This window comes from Mycobacterium sp. NGS64 (genome assembly GCF_059812245.1).
In genome coordinates this window covers 311641-325948 of sequence record NZ_JCALCI010000002.1, presented here as the reverse complement: position 1 = coordinate 325948, position 14308 = coordinate 311641, and the positions used below count along the sequence as shown (strand labels likewise).

Here is a 14308-nt window from a genome sequence, read left to right as displayed (position 1 = left end):
AGTTACCGCGCCGCGGCGGTCTTGGCCCGTCCGCGCTGGGCGGGCGCCTTGGCCGCCTTGCGTTGCCCCGACGGCGCGGACTTGCCGCCTTTGCCGCCCTTTTCGATCAGGCTGGCCGCGTGGTTGAGGATGCAGTCCAGGCCGAATTCGAAATTCGTTTCGTCGGGCGCCCCGATGCGGTGTCCCTGCCCGGTCACCTGTGCGATCAGCGGCGTGGTGGCGGGATCGATGGCCACGGCGTCCTCGATGGCGCGCGGCCCGCTGTCCGGGGTCTGGTTCTTCTCGTACAGCCGATGCAGCACCACCGAACCGCGGACGTGAACCGAAACGGCGGAGTAGGTGTCGAAGGCATCCTCGGGTGACAGGCCGGCCTCGACCAGGTTGGCTATCGCGCGCTCCATCTCCTGGGCGCCCAACCGCGCGGCCTTCGGACTGAGGGCGGCGCGAATCAGAATCAGGTCGCACAGAATTGGATTGCCCATGAACGTCTTACGCATCAGGCGGGCATGGTTGCGCAGCGTCTCGCGCCAGTCGCTGGCCTCGACGTAGGGGGTGGCGAACACGTATTTGCTGAGGGCGCGGTCCGTCATCGCGTTGAGCAGATCGTCCTTCTTGCGGAAGTACCAGTAGATGCTGGTGACGCCCACGCCGAGATGTTTGCCGAGCAGTGGCATGCTCAGGTTGTCTATCGACACTTGCTCCGCGAGTTCGAATGCGCCGCTGATGATGTCGTCGGGATTGATGGACCCACGCTCGCGCCGTTGACGCTTATCAGCGGTTGCCTGCTTTGCCACTACGGGCACCTCCATCACGATCTAGCCGTGCCACCGGTAAGGTGGAATCTACCGGCGGTTCCTCTCTGACCTGCGTATACGCGGGCGTGTCGTCGAGTTTTCCATCTGCTACTGTAATACCTATCGTAGGCTTTTTGGTAAAACGGCTGGACACATGGATCTAGGGCTGGCGAATGCCACCGCGGTGGTGGTCGGAGGAAGTCGCGGCATGGGTCTGGCCACGGCCCGCTGCCTGGCCGACGACGGCGCCCGGGTGGCGGTGGTCGGCCGCAGCCGTGCGGCGCTCGATTCCGCGGTGACGGACTTGACCGGTCGCGGCAGCCCGGATGCGCTCGGGCTCGACGCCGACATCGCTGACGCCGGCGCGGTCGACAAGGTGTTCGCCGAACTCGCCGAGCGCTGGGACGGCGAACTCAACGTGCTGATCAACACCGTAGGGCCCGGCGCGGCAGGCAGTTTCGAGGATCTCAGCGACGAACAGTGGCACCAGGCTGTCGAAGAGGGCGTCATGGGCATGGTGCGCTGTGTTCGTTCGGCACTTCCGCTGCTGCGCAAGGCCCAATGGGCGCGGATCGTCAACTTCTCGGCGCACTCGACTCAGCGGCAAAGCGTGATGCTGCCGGCCTACACGGCGGCCAAGTCGATGTTGACCAGCGTCTCGAAGAACCTCTCGCTGCTGTTGGCCAAGGACGAGATTCTGGTCAATGTGGTATCGCCGGGCAGCATCGCATCCGAGTCACTGGTCGGCTGGGCGAAGTCCGTCGGCGTCGACGGCACCGACCCCTATGCGCTGATGGACGCCATCGCCAAGCATTTCGGGCATCCGGCGCAAATGCCCCGGGCGGGCCTACCGGAAGAGATCGGCCCCGTCGCCGCGTTCCTGGCGTCGCGGCGCAACTCGTACATGACCGGAGCGAACATCAACGTCGACGGTGGATCGGACTTCACCTGACTCGAAATCGTTTGGCCGACAGAAGGAGTGGACGATGGCGACGGCTGACGAGGCGCGTGTTTGGGCGCGCGGGGCGTTGCGGGGAATCGGCGACTCCCTCTACACGCCGTTCTGTGGCACCGACGGTGACGACATCGACTGGGACGCCTACCGGACGTTGGTCCGCTACTGCGTCGGCGACCTTGGGCACCCGATGTTGTGGTGCACCAGTGGGATCGCGGAGTTTTGGTCACTGACCCTCGATGAGCGCAAGCGGTTGCTGGAGGTGGCGATCGAGGAGGCGCGCGGCCTCGACCCCCACGTCGTCATCCAGGCCTGCACCGCGGCGACGTCGGCGAAGGACTGTCTGGAGCTGACACGGCACGCCCAAGAGGTGGGCGCCGACATCGCTTACATCCAAACGCCGATGATGGAGGCCCACGGCGGCGAGGGCGTGCTGAGGTTCTTCAAGTACGTTGCCGCACGCACCGATATCGCGTTGGGCATGTTCAACTCCCCGTCCTCCGGCTACGTGCTGACTCCGGCCGAAAGTGCGCGGATCTACGACGAGGTGCCCGCGGTGTGCGCCACCAAGGAGGGCGCGTTCCGCCCGGAGGCGAGCCGGCGGCTGCACGAGTTGGCGCCCGGCCTGGCGGTCTGGGAATGCGACCGGACCGTGTACCGCGCGGGGTGGCTGCGGGCCGGCATCGTCTGTCCGGCGCAATTGGGCACGGCCGGTTACCTGTTCGAGACCCCGCAGCGGCGCATGTTTTCCGAGTACTGGGATCTGGTGTGGAACGACAAGCTCCTCGAGGCGATGGACTACGGGCGAGAGTCCGGGATGGACCAGTTCGACCTCGACATCGGATCGTGGTGGACCTGCTACCCGGGCCGGTCGGATTACTTCACCCACTGGGGCGGTGCGTTCAAGTATGCCGCCGCACTGCTGGGTTTACCGATAGGCGACTATCCGCACTCCCGGCCCCCGCAGGCGCAGTTGCCGAGCGAGGCGAAGGCCCAGATCGAGAACGCCTACCGGCGGCTGGGGCTGATCGCGGCGTAACCACCGCACCGTTACGGCGCAACCGATTACAACGGAAACGGGCCCGGTCTCTAACCGGGCCCGCTCCATCGACTTTCTATTTAGTTCTGCTCAGCGCGCTCGCGCGATTCGGCAGCCTTGGCCTTGGCGCGAGCCTTCTCGGCCGCAGCTTCCTTCTTCCCCGCGTTGCGCTGCGCTTCGGCCTTGTCCTGCTGGGCCTCACCCTCGTTGATCAGGTCATCCCGGCCGAGGATCGTCCCGATAAATTCCTTGGCTTTACCGAAAACGTCCTCGATGATGCCCCGGACCAGCTCGATGGGACCGCTCTTGCTGTCAACCATTTGCATCTCCTCCCGTTGATGGATGGCTTACCTCAAGCCTTCCCGGTTGCCCCGTCAGCGCAAACGTGATCACAACGTGGCACACGCCACAACCTCAGTCGACCGGCGGCGGTGCGACCGCATCGCCCGCCCGCGGCAACTCACGTCGCATCCGGCGCTGCCGGGCCCGCAGCGCGAGACCGACCGGAGCGCCGATCAGTGCCACCCAGAACAGGATCTGGGCGCCCGTCAGCGCCAACTGGGCCCGCAGCAACACTCCGCGGGCCTGGCGGAGGCGATGGGCAAGCGCTCTCAACAGTGTCTTCACCAGTCGTCGATAACCCGCCAGATCGCCGTTTCAAACGCCCGCAACCGGCATAGGGTGATGGCTACTCGCCTACCGAAGGGATTGCGGAATGCTCACTCTCGGTGTGATCGGCTGGATAGTCATCGGGGGACTGGCCGGTTGGGTCGGCAGCAAAATCATGGGGACCGACGCCCAGATGGGGCTGATCCTCAATATCGTGGTCGGCATCGTGGGCGGCTTGATCGGGGGGTTCCTGCTGCGCGGCTTCGGCGTGGACGTCGCCGGCGCGGGCCTGTTCTTTTCCTTCCTCACGTGTCTGCTCGGCGCGGTGATCTTGCTGGCGATCGTCAAGCTCGTCACCGGGCGACGGGCGCCCCGTTAGGCGACCGCCGGATGACCGGAAACCCAAGATCGCCAAGGACCTTCGACCATCGCGCGGTTAGCGGTTCAGCGGCGGCAAAATCGCTGCTGGACCGGGCTGCCGCCGGCCGGGGAGGCAGTTGTGGAATGCGCTACCGATAGGTATACAGTATGCGTACAAAGTCGGTGGGGATCCGGTAGGCAGGCGTGAGGAGGTGCCGCGGCAGATGTCCGGCAGCGACGGTGCCTCCGAAGACGCCGTGCTCTACGAGGCCACGGCGAGCGGCGTCGCGATCCTGACCTTCAACCGCCCGGATCGCCTGAACGCCTGGGGCCCGGACATCGCCGCCGGCTTCTACGCCGGGATCGACCGAGCCGAACAGGATCCGGACGTCCGGGTGATCGTGGTGACCGGTCGGGGCAATGGATTCTGCGCCGGCGCCTATCTGGGCGCGCCGAGTTCCGCGGCCAACTATGGCGAAACGATGGAGAAGGCGGGTGAGACCGACCTGGCCGAGCTGGTCGGCGAGCGCCCACCCCATTTCGTGACCACACTGCGCAAGCCCGTCATCGCGGCCATCAACGGAGCCTGCGTCGGCATCGGCCTGACGCAGGCACTCATGTGCGACGTCCGGTTCGCGGCCGCGGGCGCCAAGTTCGGCGCGGTGTTCGCGCGCCGCGGCCTGATCGCCGAATTCGGCATCTCCTGGATACTTCCGCGCCTGACGACCTGGGGCGTCGCCCTCGACCTGTTGTTGAGCGGGCGCACCTTCCTCGCCGAGGAGGCGGCCGATCTCGGCCTCGTCAAAGAAGTCGTCGCGCCCGAGAATCTGCTGAGCCGCGCCCTGGAATACGCGGAGGACATCGCGCGAAACTGCTCGCCGGCTTCAATGGCGGTGATCAAACGGCAGGTATACGGCGACGCGACTCGCGACGTCGTCGACGCCACGTCACGGGCCGAGGTCCTGCTGCACGAGGCGATGCCGCGCCCGGACGTCATCGAGGGGATCACCAGCTTCCTCGAGAAGCGGCCGCCGCAATTCCCGCCCTTGTTGGGGAACCTCACCCCAACCGACGCTTGAATTTTCGCCGGTGGTACCGGGAAAGGATGATCATGGCCCACTTGGATTACAAGGCGATCGACGTCGACAACCACTATTACGAGCCGCTGGATGCCTTTACCCGTCACTTGGACAAGGCATTCAAGAACCGTGGCGTGCAGATGGTCACTCAGCGCAAGCGCACTTTGGCCGTAATCGGTGGCCGCGTCAACCATTTCGTTCCCAATCCCACCTTCGACCCGATCATCGTGCCGGGCTGCCTCGACCTGTTGTTCCGTGGTGAGATTCCGGAAGGCGTCGACCCGGCGTCTCTGATGAAGGTCGAGCGGCTCGCCGAACACCCCGAGTACCAGAACCGCGAAGCGCGCGTTGCGGTGATGGACAGCCAGGACATCGAAACGGTTTTCATGCTGCCGACGTTCGGCTGCGGCGTGGAGGAGGCGCTCAAGGGAGACATCGACGCGACGATGGCGTCGGTGCACGCGTTCAACCTGTGGCTCGACGAGGATTGGGGTTTCGACCGCCCCGATCACCGCATCATCGCCGCGCCGATCATCTCGCTGGCCGACCCGGCCGGCGCCGTCGACGAGCTGGAGTTCGTGTTGGCGCGCGGCGCCAAGCTGGTCCTGGTGCGGCCGGCGCCGGTGCCCGGCGTCGTCAAGCCGAGGTCGCTGGGCGATCGCAGCCACGACCCGGTGTGGGCCCGGCTGGCCGAGGCGGGGGTTCCGGTCGGATTCCACCTCAGCGACAGCGGATACCTGCACATCGCGGCGCAGTGGGGCGGCAAGGGAACCTTCGAGGGGTTCGGCGAAAAGGATCCACTGGACACGGTGCTCCTGGACGACCGCGCCATCCACGACACGATGGCATCGATGATCGTGCACGGCGTGTTCACCCGGCACCCCAAGCTTCGCGCGGTCAGCATCGAGAACGGCTCCTACTTCGTGCACCGGCTGGTCAGGCGCCTGAAGAAGGCGGCCAACAACTATCCGCGGCATTTTCCCGAGGATCCGGTGGAGCAGCTGCGCAACAACGTGTGGATCGCGCCGTACTACGAGGACGACCTGACGGAGCTGGCCAAGGTCATCGGCGTCGAAAAGATCCTGTTCGGTTCTGACTGGCCGCACGGCGAAGGCCTCGAGTCGCCGCTATCGTTCGCCGAAGAGCTCGTCGGATTCAGCGACTCGGATATTCGGAAAATCATGCGGGACAACGCTCTAGATCTCCTCGGCGTCCAGGTCGGGTCGTCCGCTTGATTATTCGAGGCTGGTAACGCTAGTGAGCGAATGGACCGTAGGCGCGGTTCTTGACGCCATCGCCGACGTCATCCCCGACCGTTTGATGACCGTCTGCGGAGACCGCCGCAGCACGTTTGCCGAATCCGCCCGGCGCACCGATGGTCTGGCGAATTACCTCAGCGGCAAGGGATTCGGGGCGTACGCCGAGCGCGAGACGCTCGAGCCGTGGGAATGCGGCCAGGACCGGGTCGCGCTCATCATGTACAACGACCTGTACCCGGACATGGTGATCGGATGCCTCAAGGCTCGCACCGTCCCGGTCAACGTGAACCACCACTACTCGCCGCGCGAAATCGCCGACCTGCTGGCCTATGTCCGCCCCAGGGCGATCATCTATCACCGCGCCCTCGGCGCGCGGTTCGCCGACGTGCTCCCTCCGGAGGGGACGGAGCTGCTGGTGTCCATCGACGACGGCAGCGGCGCCCCGGAATTGCCGGGCGCCGTGTCGCTGGACAACGCGCTGGCGGCCGGCGCCACCGGCTTTCGTCCGGCGGGATCGCCCGACGACCTGATCATGATGTGTACCGGCGGAACGACCGGACGCCCCAAGGGAGTCCTGTGGCGCCAAAGCGACATGTACGTGTCGTCGATGGTGGGTGCCGACCACGCGAGCGTCACCGAGATCCATGACAAGGTACGCGGCGGCGGGCCGCCATGGTTCGCCGTCTCGCCGCTGATGCACGCGGCCGGCATGTGGACCGCGTTCGCCGCGCTGTGTGCGGGCCTGACGGTCGTGCTCTATGACGACCGCACCAAGCTCGACGTCCGGTCCGTGTGGGAAACCGCCGAGCGCGAAAAGGTAGGCATGATGACGATGGTGGGCGACGCGTACGCGGGGCCGCTGATCGCCGAACTGCGCGCCCACCGCTACGACTTGTCCGCGCTGAACTCCATCGGCACCGGCGGGGCCGCCACCAACGCGAAATACAAACGCGCGCTGATGGAATGCATTCCGCACATCACCATCATCGAAGGCTACGGATCCTCGGAGAGCGGAAACATGGCCTTCGGTCACAGTCACAACGGCACCGCGAGTGAGACCTTCGCACCACGGGAAGGCGCCACCGTCGTCTCCGCCGATCGCACCAGGTTTCTGCGTCCCGGTGACCACGAGATCGGGTGGGCCGCCAGGACGGGACGGATTCCGCTGGGCTACTTCGACGACGCTGAGGCCACCCGGCGCACCTTCCCCCGGATCGAGGGCCAGCGGGTGGTGATACCGGGCGACCGCGCATCCATCGAAAAGGACGGCACCATACGCCTTTTCGGTCGTGACTCGCTGGTGATCAACACCGGCGGCGAAAAGGTCTTCGTCGAAGAGGTCGAGGAAGTGCTGCGCGCACATCCGGGCATCGCCGACGCCCTCGTGGTGGGACGGCCCAGCGAGCGGTGGGGCCAGGAAGTCGTCGCGCTCGTCGCGCCACATCCGGGCGCCGACCTGAGCGTCGACGGGCGTGCTCTCTATACCTTCTGCACCGCGCAACTGGCACATTTCAAGGCGCCCAAGGCGTTCATCTTCGTCGAGCAGATTCAGCGTCTGGGCAACGGCAAGCCCAACTACCGGTGGGCCCGAGAGCAAGCTGAAGAGAAGGTGTCATGAACACCAAGGCGATTGACTGCCTCGTCAACGTCCACTTTGGTGAGGCGGACTCCCAACCCACCTGGATGCTCAAGGTCCGAGACGACTACTTCAAGGGGCCGGAATCGATGTTCGCGCCCGTCGACCTGTCCGAGCTGCTCGACGAGATGGACGAACAGGGAGTGCGGCGGGCGATCCTGATGGACTCGCTGGCCAGCCCGTCCACCACGGCGCGCAAGTTCATCGAAGCCAAGCCGGACCGGTTCGCCCTGGCGATGGGTGGGGCGAACCTGCTGCGGCCGGTCCGATCCCTGCGCGAGCTGACCGCCGTCGTGAGCGATCTGCCGGTGGCGTATGCGGTTGTGGGACCGAGCTTTTGGGGCGACGGGCAGTACCCGCCCAGCGACGCCGTCTACTACCCGCTGTACGCGAAATGCGCCGAGCTGGACCTCCCGCTGTGCATCAACACCGGCATTCCGGGCCCGCCGATTCCGGGAGAGGTCCAACATCCCATGCACCTGGACCGGGTGTGCGTGCGTTTTCCCGAGCTGAAGCTGTGCATGATCCACGGCGCCGACCCGTGGTGGGACGTCGCGATCCGGTTGCTGCTCAAGTACGCCAACCTGCGCCTGATGACATCGGCGTGGTCGCCCAAACGGCTGCCGGAATCCCTGCTGCACTACATGCGGACGCGCGGCCCGAACAAGGTGATCTACGCGTCGGACTGGCCGGTGCTGCGCATGCGCCGGATTTTACCGGAAGCCCGCGCGCTCGACCTGCCCCCCGAGGTGCTCGACAACTACCTCTACAACAACGCGCAGGAGTTTTTCTTCGGGAAGGAACGTTGACATGGACCGCTTCGAACTGCGCAGACTCGATTACAGCCTGTCCGAGGACCACGTGGCTCTGCAGAATGCGTACAAGCAGTTCTTCAAGACCCAGTGCTCCATCGAAACGGTGCGCGCCGCGGAACCGTCCGGGTTCGACAAGAACCTGTGGGAACGGCTGTGCGCCATGGGCGCGACCACGATGGCCCTGCCGGAGTCCTGCGGTGGCGACGGTGCGACGCTGGTCGATCTCACCCTGGTCGCCGAGGAGATCGGCCGCTCGCTGGCGCCGGTCCCGTGGATCGACCACGTGTGCGCGGCGCGGCTGCTCGGGCGCCTGGGCGGGCTGAACTCCGACACCGCCGGGGTGGCCGATGGTGAACAGCTCGCGGGCCTCGATGCCCGCCTCGACGGTCCGCCGGGCGCCCGGCTGATTCCGGCGGGCTCGATCGCCGACCACATCGTCGTGCGTGAGGGCGACCAGGTGGTGCGGCTGACGTTCGGCACCCGGCCGGCCAAGGTCGACAACATCGGCCGGTTGCCGATGGCCTGGGTGGACCCGGCCGCCGCGGACACCCGCACCGTGATCGGCGAGGGCCCGGACGCGGTGGCGAATTACCAACGCGCCCTCGATGAATGGCGGCTGCTGACCGCGGCGGCGTTGGTGGGCCTGGTCGAGGAGACGATGACCATCGCCGCGGAATTCGCCAAAACCCGCTACACGCTGGGCGTGCCGATCTCGACGCTGCAGGCCATCTCACACCCGCTCGCGAACATGGCCATCACCGTTCAGGGCGGGCGCAACCTCGCCCGCCGGGCCGCCTGGTTCCTGGACAACGAACCCGACGAGCGGCCCGAGCTGGCGCCGTCGGCGTTCGTCTTCATGGCCGAGGAGGCCGCCAAGGCGGCGACGATGGCGGTGCACATCCAAGGCGGCCTTGGGGTTTCCTCCGAAGCCGCGGCCACGGCGTATCTGGTGCGCGCCCGGGGGTGGCCGCTGGCCGGCGGCGATCCCGGCGCTACCGCCCTGCGCGTCGCCGAGATCGTGACGGCCCGCGAGAGCACACCACAGCCCGCCTAGATCGGCTCAAGACAGGAGCGAACAACGATGGACTTCTCCCGCGTCGAGCTCTCCGAGGAGGATCAGGCCTTCCGTGAGGAAGCGCGGAACTTCTTGAGCACCCACATGACCGAAGAGGTGCGGCGCCGCGACCGCGAGACGGGCGACAACTTCGACGAGGGCCTGCACCTGAAGTTCGGCGCCGCAGGCTATTTGGAGGCCGAGTGGAAGCCGGAATCCGAGGGCGGGTTCAGCCGTGTCCGGCGGCGCATCTGGGAGCTGGAGAAGCGGCGGGTGCATGTGCCCTGGGTGACGTGGGGCACCACTGCGATGGTGGCGCGCTCGGTGGCGAAGTTCGGTAGGGCCGAACTGCGTGACGAGGTGCTGCCGAAGGTCTTCAGCGGCGAGGTCCGGCTGTGCCTCGGCTACACCGAGCCCGAGGGCGGCTCCGACGTCGCCACCTGCAAGACCCGCGCCGTGCGCGACGGTGATGCGTGGATTATCAACGGCTCCAAGATGTTCACCACCGGCGCGCACAACTGCCAGTACGTGTTTCTGATCACCAACACCGCGCCCGAGGCGCCGAAACACAAGAGCCTGACCATGTTTCTGGTTCCGCTGGACTCGCCGGGCATCGACATCCAGGGCATCCGCACGGTGGACGGTGACCGCACCAACATCGTCTACTACAGCGACGTCCGCGTCGACGACAAGTACCGGCTGGGTGACGTGAACGCCGGCTGGACCGTGCTGCGCGAGCCGCTCAACGTCGAGCATGGCGCGGTCGCGGCGGCCCCGGACGGGCTGCAGGACACCTCGATCATGATGCACCAGGCGGGATTCATGTCGGAGGCCGTCGACAAGGCCGCCGCCCGCGTGGCGCGGCCAGGCCCGGACGGGCGCCGGCTGATCGACGACAAATCCGTCGCGTACCGCCTTGGCCGGTGCGCGGCCCGGTTGGAAATCGCGCTGTCGTCCCCGAGCATCTACGGCCGGGTCGCCATCGCACAGACCATGCGCGACATCTCTCCCGATCTGATGGACATCCTCGGGGCCGCGTCGACCCTGCCGTTCGGTACCGACGGCGCCGCCGACGATGGCAGCGCCGAATACACCTACCGGTTCGCCCCCTTGGTGGGCATCTACGGCGGCACGCTCGAGGTGTTCCGCAACATGATCGGCCAATACACGCTCGGCTTGGGCAAGCCGAATTACTCGCCGCTGCTGAAGAAAACGTCCTGAATCTTCGCCGGGCGGGTGGAGGGCTCACACAGCAACTTCTCACGCGTTGGCCAGACTCTCCACTCACGGATCGGTGCTACATCGATAGTTGGGCTCTTCGGAAGCGTTCGGCCTCCGTGAATAGTAGGGAAAGCCCTGATTCCGACAGCGGTGCTGATCCGTAACGTGGGGCCGATGGGTGAGCCGGATCTGGGGCGATTCCTCGTCGAGTGGTACGGACCCGCGGCCGGCGCCGGTCCCATCGGCGAGAGGGCGGGGCGTCTCAACGACGGCGCGGCGTCTCTCGCGGCCGGCGGGGCTCGGATTCGGCTGCTCATGGCGCTGGCCATCCCGGCCGACGACTACGCCTTCGGTGTATTCGCGGCCGAATCGGCGGACGAGGTCGCGCAACTGTGCGCCGACGCGGGTGCGCCTCCGGACCGGATCAGCCCGGCGGTGGGCTGGCTGCGTACGCCCGACGGCTGATTCCGTCCTGGGAAATGGAATCTTCTGGCCTCCAGCTCGACCGTTGGCGGCCTAGCGCTCGATTTCGTTGCGAGGGTCGGTTGTCGGCCTTTAGGCTTGGTGTTTGCTGGAGACCGCTTTAGTGAATGCGGGAATCGCCAATGTCGTTTGTCGTTGTGTGTCGACGGTGGATGACATCTGCTGGCCTGTGCCGGTCGTGCCGAGTGGCTGATGGCCGCGTTGCTAAGGATTGACCGTGCCTGTCAGTGTTGTTGGTCGCTCGACCGAAGCTGAGGCGGTTGTCGGCTTCCTTGATGCCGTGGCTGGTGGGCCTGCGGCGTTGGTGGTGGAAGGCGAGCCGGGCATCGGCAAGACCACACTGTGGCTCTACGCCCTCGAACGGGCGCGGGAACGGGGTTTTCGGGTGTTGTCAGCTCGGCCGTCGGCGGTCGAATCGGTGCTTGCCTATGCCGGGCTGGCCGACCTGTTGGTCGGGGTCGACGGGGGTGCGTTGACGGCACTGCCGGATCCGCAGCGGGTTGCTTTGGATCGTGTGTTGTTGCTGGCCGAGCCCGATGACAGGCCGACTGATCAGCGGGCGGTCTGTGCGGCGTTTCTTTCGGTGTTGGAAGTCTTGGCCGATGAGGCGCCGGTGCTGTTGGCGATCGACGACCTGCAGTGGCTCGATGCCTCGAGCGGTCATGTTCTGGCGTTCGCAATCCGGCGCATCGTGGGTCCGGTGGGCGTTTTGGTTGCGGTCCGCGATGATCGCGAAAGTCTGCGTTCTGTGGAGTTGTTGCGGTTGGCTTCACCTGATCGTGTTCATCGGATTACGGTCGGACCGTTAAGTATTGGCGCGTTGCATACTGTGATTTCGGACCGGTTGAAGCGGTCGTTGCCGCGGCCGGTGATGATGCGGATCCGTGAGATATCGGGTGGGAATCCGTTGTATGCCGTCGAGTTGGCGCGAGCGCTCGACGGGCATGCGGCCAGTCTTGATGTGGGATTGCCGAACACGCTGGCCGGGCTGGTGCATGCGCGTGTGGGCAATCTCGAGGCGGAGGCCCGTGACATGTTGCTTGCCGCGGCGTGTTTGGCTACGCCCACAGTCGAACTCGTGGCGCGTGCCACCGGTTTGGATGCCGAGCGTGTTGTGGAGGCCCTCGCCGATGTGGAGCGCAACGGCGTCGTCACTATCGAGGGCAACCGGCTGGAGTTCGCGCACCCGTTGCTGGCGACCGGCGTCTACACCGACGCCAGCACCGCGAAGAGACGTGAAATGCACCGCCGGCTGGCTGATCTGGTCGATCAGCCCGAGCTCAAGGCGCGACACTTGGCCCTGAGCGCCGCCCACGCAGACGGCGAAGTGCTGCGAACGCTGGATGCAGCCGCAGGCATGGCAATGGTCCGGGGTGCCCCGGCCGCGGCAGCGGAGCTTCTTGAACTGGCCATCGGGCTCGGTGGCGATTCAGCCCAACGGCGAATCATATTGGGCGGCTGTTTGTTCTACAGCGGCGACGGCGCCCGGGCCGCAGATGTTCTCAACGAGGTCCTCACCGCGCCGGCTCCAGGACGGCTGCGCGCCCAGGCACTGAACCTGCTGGGCATTATGAGCCAAACCGGGGACAGTCTGCTCGACGGTGCCGACCAACTCCAGCGGGCGCTCGCCGAAGCCGGCGACGACGACGCCTTGCGCGTTCAGATCCTGGTCTCGCTGTCGTGGGTTCAGGTGCGGATCGGTCAATTCGCCGCAGCTGCGCACAACATCGACGAAGCGGTCGAGGACGCCACGCGCCTGGGGCGACCGGAACTGCTCAGCCAGGCGCTGGGGATGTCCGTCGTGGTGCGGGTGCTGTGCGGCGACGGCATCAACGATTCGCACCTTCGTCGCGCGCTGGAATTGGAAGATCGACAAGCGGCGCTCTCTGTGATGTTCCGCCCTTCGGTTCAGCGGGCGATGGTGTCGTCGTGGACCGGACAGCATGAAGCGGCCCATGACCAGTTTGTGGCCATCAGACAAAGCTGTATCGAACGAGGCGAGGAAGGCGAACTCGTCTTCATCTCGTTCCACGCTGTTCTCAATGAGATTTGGCGTGGTGACTTCGCCGAGGCCGCACTGATCGCCGAGGACACCGTCGAACGGGCACAGCAACTGGAGGGGCCGCTACAGCTGTCGGCGGCGTTGACGGCTCGGAACATGGTGTCCGCATACGCGGGATGCGTGGACGACGTACGGCGTGACTTCCGCGAGGCGATCGGGCCGATTGTCCGCAGCGGCTCCCATCTGCTGGAGTGTTGGGCTGTCGCGGCATTGGGTTTTCTCGAGGTCTCACTGGGCAATTACCACGCCGCGGAAGCCCTCTTCGACCCCCTGTTGGCCAGGGTGTTGGCGGCGCCGAAAGCGACGGAGATACGCGTCGCCGGATTCGTCCCTGACGCGGCAGAGGCTTTGATTAATCTAGGTCGGCTGGCGGAAGCCAAATGGTTGATCGACACATTCGAAACGAACGGCCATGGGCTAGACCGCCCTTGGATGCTGGCGGTGAGTTATCGGTGTCGCGCCATGCTGCTTGCCGCGCATGGGGATGTGCCTGCCGCGACTGCCGTTGCGCAACAGGCGATGACAGAGCATGACCGGCTACCGATGCCCTTCGAGCGCGCCCGTACCCAATTGGTGTTGGGTCAGCTGCTCAGGCGCCAACGCCAAAGAAACGCTGCCTCGACGGTGTTGCGGAAGGCGCTGGACACATTCGAAGCGCTCAACACGCCGCTGTGGGCCGCCCGCGTCCGCGCCGAACTCGCGCGGACCGACGTCAACGCAGACTCGGCCAAACTTTTGACCGACGGCGAACGCAGGGTGGCGGAACTCGCCGCGTCGGGGATGACCAACCGCGATGTGGCCGCCGCCTTGTTCATCAGCCCGAAGACTGTGGAAGTCCACCTCACCCGGGCTTACCGGAAGCTCGGCGTGCACACCCGCGGCGAACTGATCCGCCGCATCGACGAGCTGGGGACGTGATACTAATCTCGTCAAACTGCTGCG

General features: G+C 65.9%; 14 protein-coding genes. 11 read left to right on the top strand and 3 right to left on the bottom strand.

Annotation, left to right across the window (positions count from 1 at the left end; genetic code table 11):
* Positions 1-2 precede the first annotated feature (2 nt).
* Complete coding sequence (locus tag AC5Y4S_RS09850; protein ID WP_500032419.1) at positions 3-809, bottom strand: TetR/AcrR family transcriptional regulator; 807 nt, start codon at positions 807-809, stop codon at positions 3-5.
* Positions 810-948: 139 nt separating this feature from the next.
* Here AC5Y4S_RS09850 and AC5Y4S_RS09845 point away from each other — a divergent pair, with 139 nt between their 5' ends.
* Both AC5Y4S_RS09845 and AC5Y4S_RS09840 read left to right on the top strand, forming a co-directional pair.
* On the top strand, positions 949-1746 hold the full coding sequence (locus tag AC5Y4S_RS09845) for an SDR family NAD(P)-dependent oxidoreductase (protein ID WP_500032418.1): 798 nt from the start codon (positions 949-951) through the stop codon (positions 1744-1746).
* 34 nt (positions 1747-1780) lie between these two features.
* A complete protein-coding gene (locus tag AC5Y4S_RS09840; RefSeq protein WP_500032417.1) occupies positions 1781-2788 on the top strand; it encodes a dihydrodipicolinate synthase family protein in 1008 nt (335 codons plus the stop codon).
* A gap of 80 nt (positions 2789-2868) precedes the next feature.
* Here the strand turns inward: AC5Y4S_RS09840 and mbp1 are convergent, their stop codons facing one another.
* Positions 2869-3108: a microaggregate-binding protein 1 gene (gene mbp1, locus AC5Y4S_RS09835; protein WP_500032416.1), complete on the bottom strand. Its 240-nt coding sequence runs from the start codon at positions 3106-3108 to the stop codon at positions 2869-2871.
* Between the two features lie 94 nt (positions 3109-3202).
* Entirely contained in the window at positions 3203-3415 is a 213-nt protein-coding gene (locus tag AC5Y4S_RS09830; protein ID WP_500032415.1) for a hypothetical protein, read from the bottom strand.
* 88 nt (positions 3416-3503) lie between these two features.
* Here AC5Y4S_RS09830 and AC5Y4S_RS09825 point away from each other — a divergent pair, with 88 nt between their 5' ends.
* From AC5Y4S_RS09825 to AC5Y4S_RS09785, 9 genes are all read left to right on the top strand, one after another.
* Positions 3504-3776 carry a GlsB/YeaQ/YmgE family stress response membrane protein gene (locus AC5Y4S_RS09825; RefSeq protein ID WP_500032414.1) on the top strand — a complete coding sequence of 91 codons (273 nt, stop codon included), beginning with the start codon at positions 3504-3506 and terminating at the stop codon, positions 3774-3776.
* Between the two features lie 205 nt (positions 3777-3981).
* Positions 3982-4836, top strand: coding sequence for an enoyl-CoA hydratase (locus tag AC5Y4S_RS09820; RefSeq protein WP_500032413.1), 855 nt, complete (start codon positions 3982-3984; stop codon positions 4834-4836).
* Between the two features lie 32 nt (positions 4837-4868).
* Positions 4869-6071: an amidohydrolase family protein gene (locus AC5Y4S_RS09815; protein ID WP_500032412.1), complete on the top strand. Its 1203-nt coding sequence runs from the start codon at positions 4869-4871 to the stop codon at positions 6069-6071.
* Between the two features lie 22 nt (positions 6072-6093).
* Complete coding sequence (locus AC5Y4S_RS09810; protein ID WP_500032411.1) at positions 6094-7713, top strand: acyl-CoA synthetase; 1620 nt, start codon at positions 6094-6096, stop codon at positions 7711-7713.
* Positions 7710-8540 (top strand): amidohydrolase family protein, encoded by an 831-nt coding sequence (locus AC5Y4S_RS09805; RefSeq protein WP_500032410.1) that lies wholly within the window; start codon positions 7710-7712, stop codon positions 8538-8540. The genes AC5Y4S_RS09810 and AC5Y4S_RS09805 overlap by 4 nt, the downstream gene beginning before the upstream one ends.
* A gap of 1 nt (position 8541) precedes the next feature.
* On the top strand, positions 8542-9600 hold the full coding sequence (locus AC5Y4S_RS09800; RefSeq protein ID WP_500032409.1) for an acyl-CoA dehydrogenase family protein: 1059 nt from the start codon (positions 8542-8544) through the stop codon (positions 9598-9600).
* Positions 9601-9627: 27 nt separating this feature from the next.
* Positions 9628-10821 carry an acyl-CoA dehydrogenase family protein gene (locus AC5Y4S_RS09795; RefSeq protein ID WP_500032408.1) on the top strand — a complete coding sequence of 398 codons (1194 nt, stop codon included), beginning with the start codon at positions 9628-9630 and terminating at the stop codon, positions 10819-10821.
* Positions 10822-10995: 174 nt separating this feature from the next.
* On the top strand, positions 10996-11286 hold the full coding sequence (locus AC5Y4S_RS09790) for a hypothetical protein (protein WP_500032407.1): 291 nt from the start codon (positions 10996-10998) through the stop codon (positions 11284-11286).
* Positions 11287-11521: 235 nt separating this feature from the next.
* The gene (locus AC5Y4S_RS09785) at positions 11522-14284 is read left to right on the top strand and encodes a helix-turn-helix transcriptional regulator (protein WP_500032406.1); all 2763 of its coding nucleotides are present in this window, start codon (positions 11522-11524) and stop codon (positions 14282-14284) included.
* Positions 14285-14308: the final 24 nt, after the last annotated feature.